Here is a 24,658-nt window from a genome sequence, read left to right as displayed (position 1 = left end):
CTTAGATGCAAGAGATGAACTAGAATTCTAAATAAGGAATTAGCACAAAAAATATAGTATTAGATTGAAGTTATGTAATAACGGTACTCGGTATCAACTCTTCAACAATTTCACCATCTTTTAAATACATGTAATAAGAATGGTTTTCTTCGTTCAAGGAAACGGAAGTATGAACTTCGCCATCTATAAAATGAATAGCAGAACGGTCGTCGCAGGCGTAACCGTCGGATAGTTTGCCGGTCTTTATGTTTTCAAAGTATAAGGGTCTACGTGAAGTTTCAGAGTTGTAATGAGGACAGTGGCTTTTGTCAATAAACGCCATACCACCAACGATACTTAATTCCTTGGGTCTAGAATCTGTAGTACCGCCATTAAACCAGCATAAAGAACCAGCGCTACCGCCACCCATAACTACACCATTGTCATAAGCTTTCTTAAGTGCAACATCAATACCTTGGGCTTTCCAGATGGCAAGCATATTTAAGGTGTTTCCGCCGCCAACTATAATAGCATCCATACGAGAAATGATTTCCTCGAACGATTCTTTTTGGTCGTAAGAATTAATCCAAACTGATAATACATGCGGAGTAACATCTATTTGCGAACACACTTCATGAAAAGAAGCAATATACTGCTCGTCTTCTCCACTGGCGGTAGGAATAAAACACATATTCGGTTTTTCCTTGCCAGTAGCTTTAGCAATATAATTTAAGAATGGTACGGTATGGCGACCGCTACCGTAAATAACCATTTGCTTTTTCATAATGAGAAGTATTAGTATGAATATGATGCTAACAGGAGCTATTCGCTTCTGCTAGAGTCATTTCTTTTTTTTGGTCTACTTGTATTTCTATTGTTCTTTCCTCTAAAGTTGTTACCACCAGGTCTATTTCTGTTTCTATTTTTGTTTCGCGAATTGCCTTGCTTTTTTTTCGGTGGCATCGGTTGATCATCAGAAGGCGTATCGGCATCTACAAATTGATGTTCTGGCATACGTGGTACAGATTGTTTTATCAATTTCTCAATATCACGTAAATAAGCTCTTTCTTCCTTATCGCAAAATGAAAGTGCTATACCACTAGCATTTGCACGCCCTGTTCTACCAATACGGTGAACATAAGTTTCAGATACATTAGGTAAATCGTAGTTTACTACTAGAGATAAGTCCTCTACATCTATTCCCCTAGCGGCAATATCGGTAGCAACTAAAACTTTAAGATCTCCTTCTTTAAAAGCTTTTAATGCCTTTTGTCTTGCCGTTTGTGATTTGTTACCATGTATGGCAGCAGAACGTATACCGCCTTGGTCAAGTTTCTTTACGATCTTATTAGCGCCATGCTTGGTTCTTGAGAATACGATTAAAGTATTTTCAGGATTCTCCTTTATTAGGTGAATTAAAAGTTTAGGCTTATTTGCTTTGCTAACAAAATAAACTCCCTGTTCAACCTTCTCTGCTGTAGCTTGTTCTGGCTTAATAGTAACGCGTTCAAAATCGCCCAACATTTTTCTAGAAAGTTCCACGATATCTTTTGGCATGGTAGCCGAAAAGAACAATGATTGTCTTTTAGGAGGTAATTTTGCAATGATTTTTTTGATGTCGTGAATAAAGCCCATGTCCAACATTTGGTCAGCTTCATCAAGAACTACGTGCTCTAAATCTCTAAAAGAAATAAAACCTTGATTCATTAAATCTAATAAACGACCCGGAGTAGCCACTAAAATATCTACGCCACCTCTAAGTGCGTTTACTTGTTTTCCTTGTTTTACTCCGCCAAAAATAACGGTATTTCGTAGCCCTGTATACTTACCATATGCGGTAAGACTTTCGCTAATTTGAATAGCTAATTCACGGGTAGGTGTTACAATAAGAGCTTTTACTTTTCGCTTTGTCTGTCTTAAGCTGATACCCTCGTATAACTGATGTAAGATCGGAATACCAAAGGCGGCTGTTTTACCAGTACCTGTTTGCGCAACTCCCAGAAGGTCTTTGCCTTGGAGTAATATAGGAATGGATTGTTCTTGAATTGGAGTAGGGTGAGTATATCCTTCAGCTTCTAATGCTTTTAAGATTGGTTCGGCTAGGCCGAGTTCTTTAAATGTCATAAAATATTAATAAGATGCAAAGGTACGGTTTAATGTGGAAGGAAATATAAAGTGAGATTAAAGTACGAAGTGCAAAGTGCAAAGTACAAAGTAATAAGTATTAAGTAAGTAGTGCTAGGTCGTTCAAAGTAAGAAGTATTAAGAGTTTAGAAAATAGAATAAAGAGAATAGACTTTTTTAATAGTTCTTGATCAAGCGTATTTAGCGTAGCTAAATTTTATAGTTTTCAACAACCAACAACCAACAACCAACAACCAACAACCAACAACCAACAACCAACAACCAACAACCAACAACCAACAACCAACAACTCACTCTAAACTTAAACGTGCTTTTTGAGTTTGCGCTTGTATTTGAACTTGTATTTAAAACATCATTTGTCGGTTAACGACATCAATTATCGGTAAGGTGTTTTTTGGGGTCTTGTCGTTTATCGATTCGATTTTACACTTTACCCGAACTTGTGTCAAGTAACGATTATTAGGGGTTTTTCAGCGATTCACCACCTAGTAAAACAAGGCCTGCAGCGTTCTATTATTGTAACAAACGCAAGTCATGAAAACAATAATCGCAACAATCTTTATCATCTTTTTAAGCTTCACTGCTCAAGCACAAAACAATACTGAAGAAGTAAAGGTTGAAACTATTGAAATGAGTATTGTTACAGAAACTGTCAATGAGGTAAAAGCTGAATCTAATACAGAAGTAGCTAGACTATACAAATTCAAAAACTCAAGAATCAAAAGAGATTTGAACTTTTTGACTAAAGCTAACAAGCCAAAGATGGCATAAGTTTTAGTGTTCAGTGTTCAGTGTTCAGTTGCCAGTTACAGTTTACAGTATTAAGTATTAGGTACAAAGTATAAAGTAGAAAAGAGAAAATAGAGTAGAGAGGAATGACTACAGGCAATAACAATTTAGCTACGCAAAATTTTATTTTCCAACAACCATCAACGGACAACCAACAACCAATTAAAGTCCTGCCATTGCAGCTTCGGCACAACGTTCTCCGTCCATAGCTGCAGAAACGATTCCACCAGCATAACCACCACCTTCACCACAAGGGAAAAGACCTTTAATAACAGGGTGTTCTAATTTTTCATTTCTTGGAATACTTACGGGAGATGAGGTTCTAGATTCTACTCCCACGATATTTGCTTCAGCCGTATAATAGCCATGCATTTTATCTCCAAAGGCTTTAAAACCTTGGCGTAATCTACTACCTATAAGTTTGGGTAATAGTGAATGTAGTGGAGCAGAGTTGAGTCCGGGTTGATACGAAGTCGGATTTAAATCTACAGAAAGGTTTCCTTCTACAAAATCTGTCAATCGTTGGGCGGGAGCAGTTTGTGTTCTTCCGCCGGATGTAAATGCTAATCGCTCTAAAGCTTTTTGATATTCTAGTCCTTTAAGCGCTCCAAATTTCTCGTACTTGGGAATATCTTTATCTACGTTAATTTCAACCACGATACCCGAATTGGCATATAGGTTGTTTCGTTTGGATGGAGACATTCCGTTCACCACGACCTCGCCAGGTGATGTTGCAGCAGGAACTATGAAACCGCCAGGGCACATGCAGAATGAATATACGCCACGTTCTTTTACTTGTTCCACCAAGCTATAAGAAGCCGCTGGTAGCAATTCGCTACGGTCACCAGAACAGTGGTATTGAATACTATCTATAATATGCTGCGGATGCTCTACACGCACTCCCATAGCAAATGACTTTGCTTCAAGTGCTATATCTTTTTTATGAAGTAAATCGAAAATATCACGAGCTGAATGTCCCGTTGCCAAGATTACTCGTTCCACAGCCATTTCATCGGTTTCGTTTAAAACAATTGCTTTTAAGGTATTGTCTTTAATAACGAAATCGGTCACCTTAGTATTAAAATGAATTTCACCACCGTGATGCTGTATCACTTCACGAATATTCTGAACAATTTTAGGAAGTTTGTTCGTGCCAATATGCGGATGAGCATCAACCAAAATTTGGTCTGTGGCACCGTGAAAAACTAAACTTTCAAATATGCGACGAACATCGCCACGTTTAAGGCTACGTGTATATAATTTTCCGTCAGAATACGTGCCGGCACCACCTTCACCAAAACAGTAATTGCTTTCAGGGTTTACCTGATGGTCTTGGTTGATGGCTTTCAAATCTCGTCTACGATCCTTTACATTATTACCTCGTTCAATAACAATGGGTTTGTAACCCATTTCTAAACAACGCAGCGCCGCCCACATACCAGCAGGTCCGAAACCAACAATATGAATTGGTTTTGCGTTCGAGACATCTTTGTATTTGAAGTCAAGGGCATCGCTAGGGGCGGGTTCATTAATATAAATTGCCAGTTTATAATTAAAGAAAATTTTAGGTTTACGAGCGTCTATAGATTTTCGGAGAACCTTAATTTTAAAGGTGCCATCTTCGAGTCCTAAGTACTTTGCCGCACGAATTTCTAATCCGTTAGGTGTGCCTTCTTCTTTTAATGTTAACCGCAACTGTACATTTCTGACCATGCTGCAAAATTAAATGAAATTATATTACTGATTTAATTATCCAGACATTCCTTTTTAGGTAATTTGAATTATAAATTTATTTAGATATTTCATTTAAAGCTTGTTTAAAAGAGTTTACGGAACGGGTAATATCAGATGCAGTTGTTGCCCAAGAACAAACACTGATTCTGATTACTTTCTTGCCATTCCAGACAGAACCGCCTGCCCAACACTCTCTTAGGTCTTGAACCCTTTTCATGACTTTATCCGTTAAGTCATCATCAGCACATGAAATTAGTACTTGATTAAAAACCACATCGTTCAAAACCGAAAATCCTGCTACTTCCATAATCTCCGTTGAAAATTGAACAGCCCGTTTGTGCATTTCCAAAATCATTTCATCAATACCTTTTTTACCCAAATATTTCATTGTTGCCCAAAGCTCAATAACTCTGGCTCTGCGTGACATTTCTGGCGTGTAGAACATTCCATCTCTTTTATCACTTGTAACAATATAACTTCCCGCCATGTGTAGGGCAGATCTAATTGCAACTTCATCTTCGCAAAGAACAATACCACAATCATACGGAGTGTTTAGGGTTTTATGTCCGTCAACAGCCCACGAGTTGGCTCCTTCAATACCATTTGTTAAATGCTTTAATTTATTTACGGCACCGGCCCACAGACCAAAAGCACCATCAATATGTACCCATGACCCTGCCTTTTTTGCAATTTTACATAGCTCGGAGAAATTATCAAAAGAACCGCTATTCACATTCCCAGCTTGTAGAATTAATATAGTTCTATCATCTAATTGGGGTAAACTTGATAGTTCTAGTCTACCTTGATCATCCACATCTACCCATTCAATATTTTCTTTACCAAATCCTAAAAGTCCGATTGCCTTAAGAATAGTTGAATGTGCATGTTTACCAGTAACAATTCGTAGTTGAGGAGCATTGAACAAACCTTTATCGTTAATATCCCAATTTAGGTTGGATAGTAACCTAAAGCGCGCAGCTGCCAATCCGCAAATATTAGCCGTAGATGTTCCGCTAACAAAACCAGCAACCGTACTTTCAGGAAGATTAAAAATCTCTTTTAACCATTTCTCAACCACAGTTTCCAGTGCAGATCCAATAGGTGAGAGCACATGCATGGCCGGTGCTTGATCCCAAAATGTAGATATAACTTTTGCGGCTAAACTTACAGGAATTACAGCACCAGAAACAAAGCCAAAATATCTGGCACCTGTTGTGGTAACTGTCGCAGGAGAACCGTATTCATTTAAAAATTGGATTACATCATTCGCATTGGTAGAATCTAGCGGCATAGATTCATCGAATTTATCTAAGTCGGCTAAAGCCTCTTCTGTGGGATATACATTTCGTTCAAAAACACTTTCTAGGTATTCTTTTGCAAATTGTGACGCTTTTTCAAAAATGATTTTCTCATCCACTTCTTTATACATTTGGTTCTGTACTAAATTTGTAATGCTCATTCTTATATGTTTTTAGAATTGTTACTTATTATCACATTCAAAATTGAACAATTTATAGATACCATAACAGATTCAGTTTTTGTAAATTTAACCAGTACAGATAAAAAAAATCATATTGAAATCAATACCCACAAAAAGTTATAAGTACATTGAAATCGCTAACAGTATAGAGCAACAAATTTATGACGGAGTTCTTAAGTTAGGCGATAAGTTACCTTCATTACGTGTATTGCAGCAAGAATACGGCGTTAGTATAAGTACCGTTCTACAGGCGTATTATCAATTAGAAGCAAAAAGTTTAATTGTGCCTAAAGCAAAATCTGGATATTTTGTCATTTTTTGCTCACCGGATATTCCAAAGAATCCTGTTAAGAGTAATCCGGATCAATCATCTGTAAAAAGTAGTTCAACAGAGATTATCGTTGATTTTTTTCAAAACCTTTCTATTGAAAAAGGCGTTGATTTTTCATTGGGTGTACCATCAAAAAAGTTGTTACCAATTGCGAAGTTAAACAAGGTAATGCATGAGGCAGTTATATCGTTGCCGCTAGGTGGCAGTGCGCAAGGCGATATTTTAGGACGTGAGAATTTACGAAGACAAATAGCGAGAAGGTCTATTTTATGGGGAGGTAAACTTACCGAAAATGATGTAATCATAACATCTGGTTGTACCAGCGCATTATCATTTTCTTTGATGACCGTAACAAAGCCAGGAGATACGATTGCGGTGGAAAGTCCTGTTTATTTCGGATTGTTACAACTTGCAAAGACATTAAGGTTAAGGGTTCTGGAGTTACCAACAGATCCCCTTACGGGTATAGACTTGAATGCCTTAGAAAAAGCGATCGATAAGAATGATATTAAAGCAATTGCAATAATTTCAAATTTTAATAACCCAATGGGGAACACCATGTCTGATGATGGTAAAAAGGCATTAGTGAAAATTATTCAAAAACATAACATTCCGCTTATAGAAGATGATATATATGGTGATATTTATTATGGCGAAAGTAGACCTACTACTTGTAAAACCTATGATGATACAGGTCTTGTAATTCTATGCGGCTCTTTTTCTAAAACTCTTGCTTCTGGTTATAGGGTGGGATGGCTGGCACCAGGTAAATACTTCGATGAAATCGTGAAACTAAAACTTTATTTGTCTTCAACCACGGCAACAATTACCGAAGAAGCATTGGCATTGTTTTTAGAAAAAGGAAGGTATGACCACCATTTAAGAAAGCTACGGCAAACACTACATGCAAACAGTTTAAAATTTTTAAAAGCTATTGTAGCATATTTCCCTAAAGATACACGAGTAAGCAAACCCAAGGGAGGGTTTTTATTATGGGTAGAATTAGCTTCAACTATAGACACAGAGGTACTCTATAAGTTAGCGGAATGTGAAGAAATTAGATTTTTTCCTGGAAAAATTTTTACACTCCAAAATCAGTACACCAATTGTCTTCGTCTTAGTTACGGACTGGTTTGGAATGAAGAAATAGATAATGCTTTATACCGTTTAGGAATGCTCATTAAAAACTATGAGCAGATAAAGAACTAAGTATTTATCTGTTTAAAATCACTTTTCTACAATTGTCCTAAAAGTCAAATTTACTCTAGGATTCTTGCTTTTAGTTGTTGGCGGCAATCGATGTAACCAATTTGTTTGCGTTTCATCTTTCATAATCAATAAGCTGCCATGTTCTAAAACCAATTCTACTTTCTCTTTAGTTTCTTTATGTTTAAAAGCGAATTTGCGTTCATCGCCAAAACTAAGAGAGGCAATGGCGCCGTTCTTCTTTAGGTCTTTTTCTCCATCGCTGTGCCAAGCCATGCCTTCGCTACCGTCGTGATATAAGTTTAGTAGGCACGAGTTAAACATTTCTCCCGTTTCTTGTTCTATTTTATGTTTCAGTTCCAGTAACTCCGTCGTCCACGGTAACGCCAGTTTTGTAGTATTAGAGTAAGTATATTCGAATGGTTTTTCGCCATACCAAGCTACTTTACGTTTGGTGATAATCTTTTTTCCAAAGATGATAGCTTCATCATTTTTCCAAACAATGTTGTTTAGTAGTTTATCTAGGTAATTCTCAGCTTCCTGTTGGGTAAGTATTTTCCCGTAGTAATTAACTGTTCCACCCTTCGGAAGCAAATTTTTACTATGGTCAACCTTTATATCAAATAATTTCATTTTCTAATTCATGCTCATGTGCTTTTACAAGCTAATAAAATTTTAATGCTTTAAAAAACAAAAGCGAATAGCTAACCTTTTTTTATAAGATTATCTACTCGCCTTTATAATTAAAGAGAACTCTGTTGATATATACTAATTGCTTTTAAGCAAGTTCTTAATCACCTTGTCCCATTTTTCTATAGACTGAAACTCTCCGCTCAATTGATAGTTTACTTCAGCATTATAGAATTCAAAAACAGTATCGGGTTCATTTGCCTTTTTAGAAAAAAGTTTTAAAAGTAAACGCTCTGTTATTTTCTCTTTTCTAGCATACGATTTGCCGATGTTGGCAATTTCAGAGGTCTTAATAGTAGATAAATCGGTGTATTGCTGATTTAAAACATCACCATTTTTAGAAATAAAGAATACGAATTTTTTCTGTGCATCAACGCCTATGGCGTAGTGACCAAAAATTTCATGTTCCGTTATTTTACAATTATGTTTACTGGCAACATCGTTTAGAGATGTCATCATTTGTTTTTCTTTCGTTTTTCTACTTCTGCTAGTTACAACAAAAGGCATTGCACAAAGTGCAACAGATGCTAAACCAATAGCGGCTATTCCTAATTCCATTTTCTAATTTTTAAAATATGATATATTGTTTTCTGTATGATGTTTTAAATAACACCATATCAAATAGTTACATGTGGTTACCAAAACGATAACCTTTAAAAAAATGGATTACCAGAAACTATGGAAAGGGAAGATGAGATCAGACTTTCTATGTCTTATCAATAACGTATTGGCGAACAGTTGGTACTGCTTTATTCTTGCTACAAAGCGTAACTCACTATTATTTAAATGTGAGCTGAAACTTGTGAACGGTAATTTGTAATTCGGTGATGATACTTCCGCAACATCAGAAACTGAAATTTCAGATTGCTGCGCATGCGGAGATAATGTCTTTGTAGATTCTTTAAATAAGGATTGCTTATTACTGCTAAGGCTTATTACAACCTCATTAGAAAAGGGTAACGTATTTGCAGAACTATATATCCCGAAACAATAAATTGTAACGAGTAAAAGAACTCTAAATATGTTATTTGTACTTTTCATATTAAGCAATAACCGCTTGGTTTAGAATTACATTTACTTCTTTTAAACTTTCGTCATTATCTAGCAGCAATACTAGAGTATCATTAGCTTCTATAATGGTAGAACCTCCGGGTCTAACAAAAGTTCCATCTCGTTTGATCATAACAATAAATGCAGCCCTTGGTAAGTGCAAATCTATTATACGTTTATCTACCGCAAAACTATTTGGCAAAATTATAACTTCTTCCATAGCAGATTTCGGTAGATTGAGAATATATCTATCATTTTCTGCTATAGGTTTTACTTCGTCAGGCAAAGCAACATTCAGCCATTTTGCAAAAATAGACAATGTAGTACCTTGAATTAGTACTGATGAAACCGATATAAAGAATACAATGCTAAAAATGATATTCGCCTTGTCAATACCTGCCAATAGGGGATAGGTAGCAAATACAATAGGCACTGCTCCACGTAAACCTACCCATGAAATATAAAACCGGCGTCCCATTTTCATTTTAAAGAACATGAGGCTCAATAAAACACTAACCGGTCTTGCTACTAGAATGAGGAATACTGAAATTAGTAATCCGATGCCTAAATATGGAATAATTTGTGACGGAAAAACTAATAATCCTAAGGTTAGGAACAATACAATTTGCATTAACCAAGCCATACCATCGAACATCTTTAAAATGGTCGATTTATGTATTAAATCTTGATTACCTAAATACACGGCGCAGATGTAAATGGCTAAGAATCCGTTACCACCAAAGGCATCTGTAGCTGAAAAGGTGATGAACATTAAAGCGATAACCAATACCGGATACAAACCTTCAAAACCAAGTTTAATTTTGTTGATGATAATCTCGCTCAATTTACCAAAAGCAAATCCACCTATAGCCCCCAGTATCATTTGTTGCAAAAATAGGGGTATGATGGAAAGTACACTTAAATCTTGATTAATGACCAAGGTTAGAAAAGCAAGTGTAAGTACATAGGCCATAGGGTCGTTACTACCACTTTCTAGTTCTAATGTAGGTCTAAGGTTGCTTTTTAACGCTAAGTTCTTTGAACGTAATATGGAGAAGACAGCGGCGGCATCGGTAGATGAAACTATAGATCCCAAAAGCATACTCTCGTAAATGGTGAAGTCTGTAATGTAATACACAAAAGTACCTAGTGTAAGTGCTGTAAGTAAAACACCTAAGGTAGAAAGTACCAAACCTTCTTTTAAAATCGGTTTTACAGCTTTCCAGTTGGTATCCAGCCCACCAGAAAAAAGAATGAAGTTAAGAGATACTATACCAATGAATTGTGCAAGCTTGGGGTCGTCAAACTGAATGCCACCAATACCATCAGAACCTGCCAGCATACCAATTGCCAAGAAAAGGATTAAGGTAGGCACCCCAAACTTGTAGGAGGTCTTACCTACTATAATGCTAATAAATAGCAGAATAGAACCTACTAAAAGTATGTTTTCTATGGTGAGATTCATTGATGGTTATTAATCTTGATTTTAACGTAACAAAGTTAAATCTTTTATTAAAAAACCAATGTAAATGCTAAGGTTTGGCACAATGTTAACATGTTGTATTAATACCTAACATTTATAAAAAAAATTAATTTGTTTTTCTGATTAGGGCAATTATAATATTTACGAGATACAAAGACTGTATACAACCTGCTACAAGTGCGGATAAAGTAATAGTTACTTGTGCATCAAAATATAAAGAGGTAATACCTTGATTGGATTCCGGTAAGAAAAATGGGGTCAATAAAATTAAGCATAAACTGATAACTGTGATGATTAAATGAATTATGGTAAGCCAATTTACCAACCTTCTGTTTAATTTAATTACTACCCAATAGCCTAATCCTATAATTCCACACATAATTGAAAGTAATACACCTAAATTAAGCATTGTGATTACAAAATAGGTATCATGAATATTGATGGCGATAGTTTCATTTGAATCTATATAGCCAATTAAAAGTAAAACGGGAATAAGAATCCAGAATACGAAATGAGGTTTTTGAGTAATTTTCTTCATCTATAGTTGTAGTATTATTCTTAAGGTCAAGTTAATCATTATTAAGGTCTTCCCAATTTGTATTTTAAATTAATATTTATAAATACATTTGCATGTATCAATATATTAAACACATCATGGAGCTAAAACAGGTTGAGAAAATTTCTAAAGCATTAAGTGATGTAAATCGGTTGAAATTGTTGCGGTACATGCAAAAGAATCAAGGTAAGGTAGAATGTACTAAAGCCTGTAATTTGCTTGATTTAGCACAACCATCTATTAGTCACCATGTAAAAAAGCTTGTAGAAGCAGGCTTGATAAACAAACACAAAATAGGTCGTAATTATAATTATACCTTGAATCATGAAGTGTGGGATAATTACTTGTTGAGGTTACAAAATCTGTAATTTTTTTAAATAGATATATAGATACTTTTAAATATATAAATGAATTTATCTACATGAAAAATATAAAATATTCTATATTGGATTTAGCCATAGTATCTGAGGGTACTACGCTAAAAGACACTTTTGATCATTCCGTAGCTCTTGCGCAAGCAGCGGAAGAATCTGACTATACCCGTTTTTGGTTGGCAGAGCATCATAATTCCATAGCTATTGGTAGTAGCGCAACATCTATATTAATAGGTAAGATTGCCGAAGAAACGAAAACGATACATGTAGGGTCTGGCGGAATTATGTTGCCAAATCATTCCCCATTAATTGTAGCGGAGCAATTTGGGACATTAGGAATTCTATATCCGAACAGAATAGATTTGGGTCTAGGTCGCGCACCAGGTACAGATCAGTTGACGGCACAGGCTATACGTTCAGATTTTTTTCAGGCAGCACAGTCGTTTCCTTTAGAAGTTGAAAAAATACAACGTTACTTTTCTACTGAAAATGCTAGTGCAAAAGTACGTGCTACTTTGGCGGAAGGGGTGGAGGTGCCCTTGTATATTTTAGGTTCAAGTACAGATAGTGCTCACTTAGCAGCTAAAAAAGGATTGCCTTATGCATTTGCCAGTCACTTCGCAACGACACACTTAATGAATGCCTTGCAAATTTATCATCAAGAATTTCAGCCATCGAGTGAGTTAGAAAAGCCATATACTATGGCAGGGGTGAACATTATCGTAGCCGATACTGATGAAGAAGCAGAACGTATTTCAACATCGCTTTACAAAATGATTGTCGGCTTGTTGACAGGAAATAGAGGTTTTATGCAGCCACCAGTAGATATGACTGAAGATATACGCGAGTTAAGTCAGAATCCGTCTGTACAACAAATGTTGAAGTATTCCTTTATTGGTAGCAAAGAGACCGTTAAAAAGCAGGTACAACAATTTATTGCAGATACCCAAGTAGATGAACTTATAGCGGTAACCAATATTTATGATGGCAAAGACCGCATTAAATCTTACCAATTGTTTGCTGAAATCATGAATGAACTGAATGGAGAGCAGAAATAACTGCTCTATGTTTTAATCTTTTATTTCAACGGTAGATTGTCGCTCTCTATTAACGGTAAGTTTTGTTACATCTGGTCGTGAATAATGCCCAACGGAATCAAAATTCTGTCTTTCTTGAAGCACCCTATTAAAATCTATTGTCGTTGTAATAAGACCTTCTTTGTCAATAACCGGTGGTAAGATCCATTCTCCATCCGGTCCGGCAATACAAGAACCTCCGTTTGCCAGAGTATCTGGACAGTTTTCAAGAATAGTATCTAAGTGCGGTATGTCTATAGGGAAATCGGTTTTGCTCATTAAACTAGAAACGGAAACTACAAACGATCTAGATTCCCTCGCAATAAATCGTGTAATATCAGCAGTGTTGTAATCGGAACCCGGCCAGACGGCAATATGCAAATCTTCTCCCAAACCGTATAAAGCGGTGCGTGGAAGAGGCATCCAATTTTCCCAACAATTTAATCCGCCAACGGTGAAGTTTTTTAACTCGTGAACTCGTAAACCATTACCATCACCAGGTGCCCATGTAAGTCGCTCTTCGTAGGTTGGTTGTAATTTTCTGTGAACAGATTTAATTTCACCATCACTATTTATGTAAACTAGCGAGCAGTAAATACTGTGACCACCTCTATTCTTTGCACGCTCCATTAATCCTAAGTAGATGGCAATTTTATGTTGCTTTGCAAGTGCACAAATGTCGTCTAATTCTCCCGCTTCAATTTGAATGGAATTTTTAATATAATGAGCGTGAATTTCTTTCTGCACTTTAGAATCAAACTGAGCACCATCCGTCATGGAAACCCAAAAAGGATAGCCAGGTAATAGAGCTTCACCAAAAACTACAAGCTCACAATCATCTTCACCAGCTTTAATGATATAATCCTTGATTTTATCAATAGTCTTCTCTTTATTTAGCCAAACCGGTGAGATTTGAGCCATACCTATTTTAAGGTTGTTTTGTTCTGGAGTATCTATTATTTTAGTCATTACTGATATTGGAGTTTAATTTAGTTTGGAGCTGTTTTTTAAATCGTTGTGCGAAAATATGATTAGGGTCTAATTCAAGTGCTTTATCAAGGTTTGAAGTTGCTAAAGACAAACTATCCATTTTTAAATAAATACTACCGTATAACACATAAGGTTGAGGTATATTCGGGTCATTGATCTGGGTATTAAATTGGTCGGCAATAGCGAGTGCTTTTTTGAAATTCCCCAAATCAGATTCCAAGGTAGCTGCATAGCTAATAAAAAATGGTATTTTCTTTTGTTTAGGTGTGGTAAGAATGTGTAACGAATCTAAGGCTAATTCAGGTCCGTAAATAGCATTCAATACCTCAATGTATTCTGCCTTTATATATGATTCGTTGGGGTATTTATGTATAAAAGTACTATAGTTTTTCTCAGCTGTTGACAAGAAATTTGATATAAAATCTTTCTCTAATTTTATTTGTTGTTCACGTGCATTAAATAGTTCTAGCGTAATCATGGTAACTTCTAAAATCAGTTGGTCGTCTTCACGAACCTTAATTTGAGAATTGTTTAGGTCGTTTAAAATTTGAATTCTTTCCTTGAGATTGGTCGTGTTTTTACCAACCAACGCCTGCCCGACAATAAAAGTAGAATCTACTGTTACGGCTTTTCTAAATGCTTTTTCAGATAGCGTCCATTGACCATAATCTAGAATATGCTCCCAACCTTTATTAAAGTAAAAAACAGCAGAATCGTTTTTAGCGCCGTAAGTGTAAACGGCCGGTTGGTTAGATGATTTATTTTGTTTTTGCTGACATGAAGTAAACAATACAAAAGCTAGTACATAAAGGGAATACTTCAATGACATGGAAAATAGGTTTAATCGAAAATATTGTTTTTAATTTCATTCGAGCCATTCCAAGATCTAAAATATATTACTGAATCGGCTTGCCCTACAATTTTTATTAAATCATCAATAGCTTCTGGTAAATATTGAGATTTATGACAATCTGATGCGGTATGACCAAGCAATAAATCTTCCTTGTTGAATGGTATTCTATAGGTTAGAAATCTCTTTTGAGTTCTTTTTAAATTATCGTTTAACCATTGTACTAAATCAGTATTAAAGCTAACATTCGTGTTACCTATTTCTTTCGGATACCCGTAATACAAAAGGTTTTGTAAAGATTCTGATGTTTCTCGTTGAAAAACCTCGGTAACCACGTTACTAACAATTCTATGGTCTGGGTGACCATATTGGCCACCAGGTCCAAAACTAATTACAGTATTGGGTCGGTATTTCGTAAAAAGGCTATCAATTTTTTCGTCTAAAGAATTAATGTTCTCTTTTTGCGCTAAATCTCCGTCTATATAACTAAGAAATATCGGTGAATTAATACCTAAGGTTTTTGTAACACATAATGCCTCTTCTGCACGTGTTTTTGCCAATAATTCACCCGCAGGAATATTTGCATGAGGTGTAACTCCTTTTGAGCCATCGGTAACAATTACCAAGTGAATATTTTCCCCTTCTTTTTGGTACTTCGATAGCATAGGGGATATAACAATCTCATCATCTGGGTGGGCAAATATTGCCATTAGTGTTTTGCCGTTGTTGGAAGAGATTTCATTTTTAATTGATTTCTTCTTATGATTGCCACAGGATGACAATAGTAGAATAGTTAAAAGAATCGGTAATAGTATTCTCATTATGTTGGTTAAGAACGATAAAGTTCAATTAACGAATTAATTCAATCAACTTCAAATTTAATTCCTCTGTCAATTCGGGTATGGTTCTTATATGATCCGTATTAGTTTCCCAAAATAGTTTTGGTTCTTTAGCAGCATTAAAAATGTTCTGTCCTCTTTCGAATGGAACTGCCCTGTCTTTGGCACTTTGTATAATAAGTTTAGGTATATTTTTAATTTCAGTTATGTCTCTAATGGCAATATAATCTTGATTATAGTCTTGGGCGTTATTGGTAAATGATCTTAAATAAAACGCTCTAAAATTATCTGTAATAAAGCTATGAGCAGATTCTAAAGAGCCGTCTAGAACTAACGCATCTACTTTAGGTTGATTTTCTTTGGTCAGCTTTGCTGCCAATTGACCACCTAAAGACATACCATAGACGATTGTTTTTATACTATCATTTTTTGTTCGATTCAAAAAATCAGCGAATGCTATTTCTGTATCTTTCATTAAACCTTTGTAAGTCGGTACTCCATTAGATTTTCCATAGCCTCTCCAGTCTGTAGAATACACCTTAAAGCCATTATCTACAAGAGGTTTAATTAGTTCTTTACTTTGGCTGGTGTTTCCACTGTTGCCACGAACTAAAAATATGTTTGCTTTTGCTTTAGTTGAGGGATGAAATAAATAAGTATGAATATTTATAGAATCTTCTACGGTAAGTATTTGTTCTGAAAAATTTAAATCATCTAAAGTCTCAATTTCTGAAGAAGGTCTATAGAAAAGTTTAGTTTCATTGTTTTGTACCAATGCTTTTATGTATGGATCTGATATGTAGATGAATAAACCGTAGGAGGTTGCTAGAATTACTAAAATTAAAATTGATCGGATGATAAATTTGATTGGTTTTTTCATATTGGGTGCAACGTATTTGTAGATGTTTTGTTGTTGAAAGAAGCTTTTTAGATTACTAATGGTCTTAGATATACCGTATATTCAATTGAATTGTAGTTTTACCTTTTTAAAATCAATTTAGAGCTTTGGTAAACACTAAATTTTTACATCAATTTTTACTACTTTAACTGACTACTAAATAGTAGCTACATGAAGTGTTTAAAGTATTTAATGGTATTTGTATTGTTTACAGCATGTAAATCATACGAAATAGGTAAAATAGACACTCCAAAAGGTGAAATTTTGGTATGGTTGCATGATGAGACTCCCAATCATAAAGCAAGTTTTATAGCATTAGCAAATGAAGGTTATTGGGATTCGTTGACCTTTAATAGGGTAATTCCAGATTTTGTAGCACAAGGTGGTTGCCCAGATACTCCGGAAGGATTTAATGACCCCGAATATTTGTTAGCGCCAGAATTTGATTCAAAACTTACACATACGTATGGTGCAGTAGGAGCAGGGCGAGATGGCAATGCCGAAAAATTATCGGCTCGTTGTCAATTTTATATTGTACAAAATAAAGATGGTCTACATCGCTTAGATGGTGATTATACTGTGTTTGGTAATGTTTTAAAAGGGATGAATGTAGTTGACGAATTAGTTGGTGTACCAAAAGATTCAACTGATACACCGATTACACCTTTATCATTAGATATTTCAATAGTAAAGATTTCTGCGAAAAGGTTAAAAGAGCTACGGTTAAATAATAACTAATTCATCAATAATTTTTATTTTGAACTAGCCTACAGAACAAATGCTTATTGCTTTATTCATCTACTTTTAATTCAATTTTACTGGTAGTTGTAACCAAGGTTTTAATTTGGTCATCAATACTTTTTTCAATTACAAATACTAACGTATCTCCAATAGCTAAGTTATTCTTCTCTTCTTTGAAAGTAATCATATAATCTTCAGATAATCGATAAGATTTTCTGTCATCTAGTTCTGTTTTGTTGATGTCTATACGGTGTGGAACTCCTTGGTAAACTAATTGTTTTGCACCATTACTATTTTCGAACCGATTAGCTTCTTCATTAAAGCACTCTAAATCTACAGAAGTAACTTCATCAGAAAAACCAATTATCTGTACATAATACTTGTACTTTTTTGAAAAATTCTTCCATTTTTCCATTTCTGGCGGAATGTTATTTTTTATGATACTATCTATTTCTTTACTGTTAGCATCAAAGTCTTCAGGTAAAGAATTTAAGAGTTCATCTCCAAAGGCATTCCAATTATAACTATCAAATTCGTTTGCCTGATACGTAGCAATCTCTTTTTGAAAATAATATTTACCCGATGCCCAAAGTGTCACCATGCCACCAGGCGCAATACCTACTCCAAATTCATATCCATAAACATCAGATCCACCGTATGGACTAAATGAGTGCATTTTTGATTTTTCTAACTTAAATAAACTATCTATTGTTTTATGCGGAAGCTCAAAAGTGCCTTTATATATTTTACGTTCACGAAGAGAAACCCAATGGCAGGATAAGGTATATGGCGGAGGGAAATTTTCAAATTCATAATTACCTGCAAACCCCCAGTATGCATTATCTTCTTTATAGTCCTCGGAAATAGTTATAGATTGATTTTTATTTTCAGTTACAAGTTCAAACCTGCCCATAATAGGGTGGTGTTCAGCTACACTAGCACTAAAAGAGTAATTTTCTCGAGCGTAGGTTTGGTATGCTACCATTCTCCATACATGCAATGCAATAAGGATTACGGTAATGATTAAAAAAGATAAAGTTAGTTTATGTATTCTCATATTTAATGCTTAAAAGCCGCTGCAAGCCCTGTTAAATAAGCTATAGCTAGTGCCACTAGTAATGAGATTACTACGGCTATTATACCAAGAATTTTAAATGTTTTTTTATTCTTAGAAGTATCGAAATATGCTATCAAAAACAGCTGAATTGCAACTACTACCCAAAATAAATTGAAAATATAGAATAAGTGGTTTTCATGACTACTCATTTCTAATAAAAAACTAAAAAGTAATATGGTGTTTACAATAGCTATTAGAAATGTCAAAGAGCTATTAAACTTTGGTATGGTTTTGATCATATTTTAAATTTTGATTGCAAAATTATTTTAGTTCACATCTTACATCTGCCATATACCCAGCTTTCTGTTCAAGCCAATCGTTTAATTCTAAGGTGTCATTATCGGACATTATAAAAACCCTGTCCCAAGATTTTCTTTGAATTAGTCCTTTAGCAATAAGTTCTTCGGTAGTTCTATCTAGAATTACAACCGTATCTCTTTCTTTTCCTTCAAAAAAAACATGATTATTTCTACCATAATAGTTTTCAATATCAAGCATATAAAGAAAACTGCCTATAATTCCCGTAACTACGAATACAAAAACAATGGCTAGTTTTGATAAACGTTTATAGAATAAAAAAGTGATAAATATAAGAATGAAAATCAGTGCAATTAGTGACATTAAAAAATGTTTTTTAGCTTTTTAGAAGGATTTGTTTTTTTCTCCAAAGCTAAATCTATTATCGATAGCTATTGGGGTTAGCGACTTTATAAACCCGTCTGCCGGCAAGCAGGTATACACAGACCTTTTGGTTTTGCCCTTAAGCCCGCATTACCTTTAGGCGGTGTTGGTAATAGCTTTTTATAGCAAAGTCCACCAAAATAACGTTGTGACCAAAAATATTATGACCAAATAAATAATTCCGCGTGTTTTTTGAACTTCGAATTTCTCTAAAACCTTTGCTCTGTTGATAAAAATCACAATTCCCAACAGAATGATAAATCGAAATATAATACTCAATATACTTGGTCTAGGAAAAAAACTATCCAATTGTTCAAATATTCCTCCATTTCCATCAATTGAATAACGATAGGAACTAATTCCAGAGTATATCGTTGAGAACGCATAATATGTCAAAAGTCCAGCAGTCAAATACCAACCATACTTTTTACTTTTCCAGAGTCCAAATATCCCAATCGGGAATAAGAAGTAGGGGACAAGAAACTCATATACACTGAAGTCCCAATCTCCAAAGTCCGAAAAGAATGATAGCAGTAATCTTAAGTCCCGAATAAAATAGAATAAGTATGAAAGAGTCAAGAAAATACAAAGGGATAAAAAAGTTTTAGAAAGTGTGTCTTTTTCAGTTGGCACGAAAAGCTTTCCTATATCCAAAACCTTTTTCTTCAGTTCAGTTTTTTGATTTTCCTTTTTCCTTTTTAGGTTGTTGGTAGATTCGATTTTTTGTTTAAACTCAGTGAGTTGGTCTTTATCTATTTTTCTAGATTCAAATTCCTTTTTTGCTGCTAATAAGGCTTCTGGTTTGTAGTTGTCTTTTTCGTGATTGATAATTTCAAAAAGCTCAAAATCCGATCTTTCGGACATTACTTTGTCAAATTCACTCATTGCGTGGTTATATATTTTTTAAATTGTGGCTAACGGTTGGGCTATGATTAGTGTGGGGCGGAAATCCGACGGATTTCCAACTACGCGCTAAGCAAAAACTTTTTGTTTTTATCTTTTTCATTTTAAAAGCCAAATCCAAAATATTTGGCGGTTTTAATAAGTAAAACCAAACCTTTAAATACAATACTTTATGCCCTATTTGCTATAGGTGTTGTGGTAATAGTTATTATGTTCTAGGTGATGTAAAGGAAATCCATCTATTATTTACTCTGAGCATTTCACCAAAAGAAACAGTGTATATTTTTTCATTAACTTTTATTTTGAAATAGAATTGAGTCGTTTCAAGAGCGCCATTACCTCTTGGAGAAATAATACTTGAATTTCCTTCATAATTTTTTAAGAACCCCAAATACTCTGTTCGTATGGTTTCGTTTTCTAGAAGTTCTATTTCTATTCTATCATTTTTATTAACTTTATTTAGTAAGTTTATAAAAGAAGATGCGTAGTTCTCCTTGTTCTGATTTAGAGCATTTTTAATTTCTTGTTCACTTTTCTTTTCAAACACCTCAGGAATTCCTCGATAGTATAGTTTATTTGTTTTAAAAAAACGAACTGTATTTATACTTGGACATAGTTCATAAGCTAGTTTTTTCAAATTTGCACTGTCTTTTGCTTTAAAATATATGATAAACTTATCTATAAGTTCTTCCAATTCATTTTTGTGAAATTTAATTGTTTTTTTAGATGGTATTTTTATTAATTTAAAATCACCAAGTACTGTTTTAGGAAGAATTTTGGATAATAGTTGGTCTATTTTAGGATTCAAAATTTGTTTTCCATTACAATACCAATAATTAGCATATTCAGCAGGGTTTTCTGTCCTTGATACCTTAATATTTTCGTTCCCTTTAATTAATTCAATCTCAAGGTCAAATGGAGTAGTTAAAACTTTTTGATTACTGTAATTATCTTTGTGTACTTCATTTTGAAACAACTCAAAGAGTTTTTGAAAATCTTTAAGTTTTACTTCACTTTTAGTATTGATTATATTTTTATCGCTATTAGATATTAGGATAGTATCTGAAGTCGCTTTGTAATTAGAACTATACTTAATTATTTCTGAGGATGTTAGATGATTGTTTAAGGACGAATTCTTATAAATTAATTCATACCTTATAGAATTATCTATTATTGTATCATTAGTATTAAGACTTTTAATAATTTCTGTTTTTCTATAATTAGAATTAACATTCAAATGCAAATCCACCTGAGCTTGAGAACTAAAAACGCAAAAAAATATAATTATTAGTATTATTCTCATTTTTGTCATAATTATTACGAACGTTTGAGCTATGAACAGTACGGTAGCAAACTAGCGTTTGCTTTCCGCCACGCACGTAGCGAAATCTTTTGGTTTTGTTTTTTCTTTTTTTGTGTCAAAGCGAAATCCCAAAGATTTCGCGACATTCTAAAAATACGCAGAACTTCGCATTTATAACCTAAGCCCGTATTGTTTATAGGTTTTGTTGTACACAGTTATTTTCCGACCAGCTCGCGAATTTCATTCAAGTCCGTTTCTTTTAAGTCTATTTCAATTTGCTCATCAGTAATCTCGGATAAGTTAATTTTGTCCATATAAAATTTCCCATCAGATTTTCCAACAATTATTAGATTGGTCTGGTTCTTTACTGGGATGTTTTTAAATACTAGATTGTCAACTGTCCGATGGTCAGAAACAAATGAATTAAGGTTGCTGTAAAGAAAATAGATGTTTAAATTTTCTAACTCATCATCTCTCGGTATTAGTTCGAAGTTTGCTAAACGGTCCGGAAATATGACAAAATCGATATTTATCCATTTAAAACGATTTAAGAAAACTGACCCTGTAATATTAAAAAAGTCATTTTCAGTTTGACCAGGAATCGTTTCAGGGATATCTTGATAATAAAACTCCAACGAATCACGTGGTATAATTTTTAATACTTCTATGGCATATTCCTGATTGTAGTGCTTAACACCAACAAAGATTTCCTCTTCATTCCAGGTGAATTGATTTAGTGTGTCTACAGTACCTGAATAAATATTGTTGTTTTTCAATCTATTATCGGGAAATGAAACACCAATTCGTCTATTCTTTTTTAGTTCTAAACTTTTTCCATCAGCTTTAAAATCCAAGTAGATTACTCCAGATGATTCTAATAATTCTCCTTTATTTGTGATAGTATTTATGTTATTGAAAATTAATTCTTTAAAATCATAAAACTCTTTTAGCTCTAATGTGATTTTTTGATTTTCCGCTACCTCAAAAGCTTCTCTGATAAACCAGATTTGTGTTCCATTTTTTCCTTTGATTTCGGAGAGTGAAATTGTGTCTAATTCAAAGGTTTGTAATTCAACCTCGCTTATTTGTTGTAAATAGTTTTCAGGTTTGAAGTCTACTTTTCTATCATCTTTACAGCTTATTGAAAAGATTAGAATTAATGAAATAATCGATATTGCTAGAAGGTTTTTCATAATTGTGCACAACAATTGTATATATAACATTAATGTTATATATACCTCCAATATAGAATATATCAAACATATGTTATATATATCTTTTATAAATTTTTAATGATCAAGTAGATTCTATATGAATTAGATAACAAAAGTTTCAGTTAGTTTAAAATACAGTTCAGCTAGTAGATAGTACAATTCAGAATATATTTTTATTAATTGAGTAGAAAAAGTTTCATGTTTGCTTTTATTAGGGCAAGTATAGAAATAAATAGACTTCTAAAAGTAAATCCCTAATTTTAAAAATTAGAAAGCAATCAATTTTAAGCTTACAAACATGAGTAGTTTTTTAAAGGTAGTAAGGACAGCAATAATCATAGCCTTGGTTATGGAACTAGTTCGGTTGCTTCTATCTGATTGGGAAAGCATAACATTATATGGCGAATTACAATTTACTGGTATAGCCTTACTGTATTCTTTTGTGCTATCTATGGTTAATATGTATTTCAGTGACTATATCTCTCAAAAGTATACATGGGAGAATGAAACGCAAAAACGGTTATGGTACGGTGCCGCTGGCTCTATTGTACTTACTGTATTGGCTTTTGGTGCTGTACGTGCGTTTACTGAAATCTATATATTTGGTAAAAGTTTTGAACAGTACGTAGCCGGAGAAAGGATACAATATTACTTCTATGCGCTGTTGGTTACCCTAGTAGTTTCATTGTTTTTACACGCTTTCTACTTCTATAAAGCCTTACAAGATACCAAGGTAAAAGAACAAAAAATTATTGCAGGTTCAGCATCTGCAAAGTTTGATGCTTTAAAGAATCAGTTAGACCCTCACTTCCTTTTTAATAGCTTAAATGTATTGACCAGCCTTATAGAAGAAGATCCTATGCAGGCGCAAAAATTTACTACTTCGCTATCTAAGGTGTATAGATATGTATTAGAGCAGAAGAGCAAAAATCTTATTTCTGTTGACGAAGAACTAAAGTTTGCAAGAACCTATGTGCGACTTCTAAAAATGCGTTTTGAAGATAGTATCGTATTTGAAATTCCTGATGAGGCACTGGATCCTGAGGCTAAAATAGTACCATTATCCCTACAGTTGTTATTAGAGAATGCAGTGAAGCATAATGTGGTAACTTCTTCAAAACCACTGCACATTAGAATATATGAAGAAGACGGGTACTTATATGTGGTCAACAATTTACAAGAAAAACAAGTAGTTAAAAAGAGTAGTGGTGTGGGGTTACAGAACATTCGTCAGCGTTATGCCATTCTTACAAAAAAGGAAATGCAGATTTTTAAGACCGCTAAAGAGTTTAAGGTGCGTTTACCTATGCTTACAAATACAATTTCTTTTCGAGAAACACAAGATTCCCATATAAGCGCCAAGCGCTATGAGAAAGCAAAAGAAAGGGTAGAACTCATTAAGGGATTCTATGGTAACCTTACTTCTTATTGTATTGTTATACCTTTTCTTGCCTATATAAATTTTAAGACTACCAGTTTTGTTTGGGTTATTTTCCCCGCTATGGGTTGGGGTATTGGTTTAATTGCCCATGGTTTAAAAGCATATGGTTATAATCCGCTGTTTGGTAAAGGCTGGGAAGAAAGAAAAATAAAACAGTATATGGAAGATGATAGATTCTGAATGAATTTTAAAGGAAAACACTATGAAGCTAACAAAAAAGATAAAAGCAGCTATAAGCGATAGTGTATTATGCTGGTTGGCAACATCTTCTGCTGATAACATACCTAATGTGTCTCCCAAAGAAATATTCAGTTGTTTTGGAGATAACATGATTATAGTAGCAAATATAGCTTCACCACAAACAGTAAAAAATATTCAACAAAATAAACACATCTGTATCAGTTTTATAGATATTTTAAAGCAGAAAGGCTTTCAACTGAAAGGAGAGGCTGAAATTATTACAGCAGCTAGTAAAGAGTACGCTGAGATGCAAAATGTATTGTTGGTGCTAACCGAAGGCAAATTCCCTTTTAGTTCAATAACTAAGATTAGTATTGCTAGTGCTAAGCCTATAATTGCTCCTAAATACATACTGTTCCCCGAAACTACAGAAGAGGACCAGATTGCCAGCGCAAAGAAAAACTACGGATTTTAAGGTCTCTCAATAGCCTAAGAACATGCTTTTTACAATTCAGTCGTAAAAAATTACAACTGGGTATTTCATTTTTTCAAAACCTGTATGATCTGCCGAAATTTGAAGTATAGAAATAAATTAGTAATCACTAAAA

The 24,658-nt window shown here is 34.2% G+C and carries 26 protein-coding genes; 7 read left to right on the top strand and 19 right to left on the bottom strand.

Annotated features, from left to right (window positions below; translation table 11 throughout):
• Positions 1–70: 70 nt before the first annotated feature.
• Positions 71–763 carry a Type 1 glutamine amidotransferase-like domain-containing protein gene (locus tag UH1x_RS00935; protein WP_482624385.1) on the bottom strand — a complete coding sequence of 231 codons (693 nt, stop codon included), beginning with the start codon at positions 761–763 and terminating at the stop codon, positions 71–73.
• Between the two features lie 38 nt (positions 764–801).
• Positions 802–2,103: a DEAD/DEAH box helicase gene (locus UH1x_RS00930; RefSeq protein ID WP_482624383.1), complete on the bottom strand. Its 1,302-nt coding sequence runs from the start codon at positions 2,101–2,103 to the stop codon at positions 802–804.
• A 555-nt stretch (positions 2,104–2,658) separates the two neighbouring features.
• Between UH1x_RS00930 and UH1x_RS00925 the strand changes: the two genes are divergently transcribed.
• Positions 2,659–2,895, top strand: coding sequence for a hypothetical protein (locus UH1x_RS00925; protein WP_405396523.1), 237 nt, complete (start codon positions 2,659–2,661; stop codon positions 2,893–2,895).
• Positions 2,896–3,075: 180 nt separating this feature from the next.
• On the opposite strand, the gene UH1x_RS00920 is transcribed toward UH1x_RS00925, so the two are convergent.
• Positions 3,076–4,626 (bottom strand): NAD(P)/FAD-dependent oxidoreductase, encoded by a 1,551-nt coding sequence (locus tag UH1x_RS00920; protein WP_482624381.1) that lies wholly within the window; start codon positions 4,624–4,626, stop codon positions 3,076–3,078.
• A gap of 76 nt (positions 4,627–4,702) precedes the next feature.
• Positions 4,703–6,106: a pyridoxal phosphate-dependent decarboxylase family protein gene (locus UH1x_RS00915; RefSeq protein WP_482624379.1), complete on the bottom strand. Its 1,404-nt coding sequence runs from the start codon at positions 6,104–6,106 to the stop codon at positions 4,703–4,705.
• A 115-nt stretch (positions 6,107–6,221) separates the two neighbouring features.
• On the opposite strand from UH1x_RS00915, the gene UH1x_RS00910 reads away from it, so the two are divergent.
• Positions 6,222–7,667, top strand: coding sequence for an aminotransferase-like domain-containing protein (locus UH1x_RS00910; protein WP_482624377.1), 1,446 nt, complete (start codon positions 6,222–6,224; stop codon positions 7,665–7,667).
• 18 nt (positions 7,668–7,685) lie between these two features.
• On the opposite strand, the gene UH1x_RS00905 is transcribed toward UH1x_RS00910, so the two are convergent.
• The 5 genes from UH1x_RS00905 to UH1x_RS00885 all read right to left on the bottom strand — a co-directional run bounded on the left by UH1x_RS00905 (position 7,686) and on the right by UH1x_RS00885 (position 11,425).
• On the bottom strand, positions 7,686–8,297 hold the full coding sequence (locus UH1x_RS00905) for an alpha-ketoglutarate-dependent dioxygenase AlkB family protein (RefSeq protein WP_482624375.1): 612 nt from the start codon (positions 8,295–8,297) through the stop codon (positions 7,686–7,688).
• A gap of 135 nt (positions 8,298–8,432) precedes the next feature.
• A complete protein-coding gene (locus UH1x_RS00900; protein ID WP_036155260.1) occupies positions 8,433–8,912 on the bottom strand; it encodes a hypothetical protein in 480 nt (159 codons plus the stop codon).
• A gap of 108 nt (positions 8,913–9,020) precedes the next feature.
• On the bottom strand, positions 9,021–9,395 hold the full coding sequence (locus UH1x_RS00895; RefSeq protein ID WP_482624373.1) for a hypothetical protein: 375 nt from the start codon (positions 9,393–9,395) through the stop codon (positions 9,021–9,023).
• Position 9,396: 1 nt separating this feature from the next.
• Complete coding sequence (locus UH1x_RS00890; RefSeq protein WP_482624372.1) at positions 9,397–10,869, bottom strand: potassium/proton antiporter; 1,473 nt, start codon at positions 10,867–10,869, stop codon at positions 9,397–9,399.
• A gap of 124 nt (positions 10,870–10,993) precedes the next feature.
• The gene (locus UH1x_RS00885) at positions 10,994–11,425 is read right to left on the bottom strand and encodes a hypothetical protein (protein ID WP_482624370.1); all 432 of its coding nucleotides are present in this window, start codon (positions 11,423–11,425) and stop codon (positions 10,994–10,996) included.
• Between the two features lie 116 nt (positions 11,426–11,541).
• Between UH1x_RS00885 and UH1x_RS00880 the strand changes: the two genes are divergently transcribed.
• Both UH1x_RS00880 and UH1x_RS00875 read left to right on the top strand, forming a co-directional pair.
• Complete coding sequence (locus tag UH1x_RS00880) at positions 11,542–11,811, top strand: ArsR/SmtB family transcription factor (protein WP_482624368.1); 270 nt, start codon at positions 11,542–11,544, stop codon at positions 11,809–11,811.
• 47 nt (positions 11,812–11,858) lie between these two features.
• Positions 11,859–12,875 carry an LLM class flavin-dependent oxidoreductase gene (locus tag UH1x_RS00875; protein ID WP_482626474.1) on the top strand — a complete coding sequence of 339 codons (1,017 nt, stop codon included), beginning with the start codon at positions 11,859–11,861 and terminating at the stop codon, positions 12,873–12,875.
• A gap of 12 nt (positions 12,876–12,887) precedes the next feature.
• On the opposite strand, the gene UH1x_RS00870 is transcribed toward UH1x_RS00875, so the two are convergent.
• The 4 genes from UH1x_RS00870 to UH1x_RS00855 are packed head-to-tail and all read right to left on the bottom strand — an operon-like array spanning position 12,888 to position 16,452.
• Complete coding sequence (locus tag UH1x_RS00870) at positions 12,888–13,862, bottom strand: carbon-nitrogen hydrolase family protein (protein ID WP_482624366.1); 975 nt, start codon at positions 13,860–13,862, stop codon at positions 12,888–12,890.
• Entirely contained in the window at positions 13,855–14,712 is an 858-nt protein-coding gene (locus tag UH1x_RS00865; protein WP_482624364.1) for a tetratricopeptide repeat protein, read from the bottom strand. The genes UH1x_RS00870 and UH1x_RS00865 overlap by 8 nt, the downstream gene beginning before the upstream one ends.
• Positions 14,713–14,723: 11 nt before the next feature.
• Entirely contained in the window at positions 14,724–15,554 is an 831-nt protein-coding gene (locus UH1x_RS00860) for a PIG-L family deacetylase (protein WP_482624362.1), read from the bottom strand.
• A 28-nt stretch (positions 15,555–15,582) separates the two neighbouring features.
• The gene (locus UH1x_RS00855; RefSeq protein WP_482624360.1) at positions 15,583–16,452 is read right to left on the bottom strand and encodes an alpha/beta hydrolase; all 870 of its coding nucleotides are present in this window, start codon (positions 16,450–16,452) and stop codon (positions 15,583–15,585) included.
• Between the two features lie 189 nt (positions 16,453–16,641).
• Between UH1x_RS00855 and UH1x_RS00850 the strand changes: the two genes are divergently transcribed.
• Complete coding sequence (locus UH1x_RS00850) at positions 16,642–17,208, top strand: peptidylprolyl isomerase (RefSeq protein WP_482624358.1); 567 nt, start codon at positions 16,642–16,644, stop codon at positions 17,206–17,208.
• 52 nt (positions 17,209–17,260) lie between these two features.
• Here the strand turns inward: UH1x_RS00850 and UH1x_RS00845 are convergent, their stop codons facing one another.
• The 6 genes from UH1x_RS00845 to UH1x_RS00820 all read right to left on the bottom strand — a co-directional run bounded on the left by UH1x_RS00845 (position 17,261) and on the right by UH1x_RS00820 (position 22,408).
• Positions 17,261–18,268 (bottom strand): DUF2931 family protein, encoded by a 1,008-nt coding sequence (locus UH1x_RS00845; protein WP_482624356.1) that lies wholly within the window; start codon positions 18,266–18,268, stop codon positions 17,261–17,263.
• Positions 18,269–18,270: 2 nt separating this feature from the next.
• Positions 18,271–18,567, bottom strand: coding sequence for a hypothetical protein (locus UH1x_RS00840; protein WP_482624354.1), 297 nt, complete (start codon positions 18,565–18,567; stop codon positions 18,271–18,273).
• Between the two features lie 22 nt (positions 18,568–18,589).
• Positions 18,590–18,949, bottom strand: a complete 360-nt coding sequence (locus tag UH1x_RS00835; protein ID WP_482624353.1) for a hypothetical protein — start codon at positions 18,947–18,949, stop codon at positions 18,590–18,592.
• A gap of 180 nt (positions 18,950–19,129) precedes the next feature.
• On the bottom strand, positions 19,130–19,894 hold the full coding sequence (locus UH1x_RS00830; RefSeq protein WP_482624351.1) for a hypothetical protein: 765 nt from the start codon (positions 19,892–19,894) through the stop codon (positions 19,130–19,132).
• 226 nt (positions 19,895–20,120) lie between these two features.
• The gene (locus UH1x_RS00825; protein WP_482624349.1) at positions 20,121–21,215 is read right to left on the bottom strand and encodes a hypothetical protein; all 1,095 of its coding nucleotides are present in this window, start codon (positions 21,213–21,215) and stop codon (positions 20,121–20,123) included.
• 215 nt (positions 21,216–21,430) lie between these two features.
• Positions 21,431–22,408 carry a hypothetical protein gene (locus UH1x_RS00820; RefSeq protein ID WP_482624347.1) on the bottom strand — a complete coding sequence of 326 codons (978 nt, stop codon included), beginning with the start codon at positions 22,406–22,408 and terminating at the stop codon, positions 21,431–21,433.
• Between the two features lie 319 nt (positions 22,409–22,727).
• Here UH1x_RS00820 and UH1x_RS00815 point away from each other — a divergent pair, with 319 nt between their 5' ends.
• The gene (locus tag UH1x_RS00815; protein WP_482624345.1) at positions 22,728–24,050 is read left to right on the top strand and encodes a 2TM domain-containing protein; all 1,323 of its coding nucleotides are present in this window, start codon (positions 22,728–22,730) and stop codon (positions 24,048–24,050) included.
• Positions 24,051–24,072: 22 nt separating this feature from the next.
• Positions 24,073–24,525 (top strand): pyridoxamine 5'-phosphate oxidase family protein, encoded by a 453-nt coding sequence (locus tag UH1x_RS00810; RefSeq protein ID WP_482624344.1) that lies wholly within the window; start codon positions 24,073–24,075, stop codon positions 24,523–24,525.
• Positions 24,526–24,658: the final 133 nt, after the last annotated feature.

This window comes from Maribacter sp. UH1, assembly GCF_056839145.1.
This window is presented reverse-complemented; position numbering and strand designations above follow the sequence as displayed.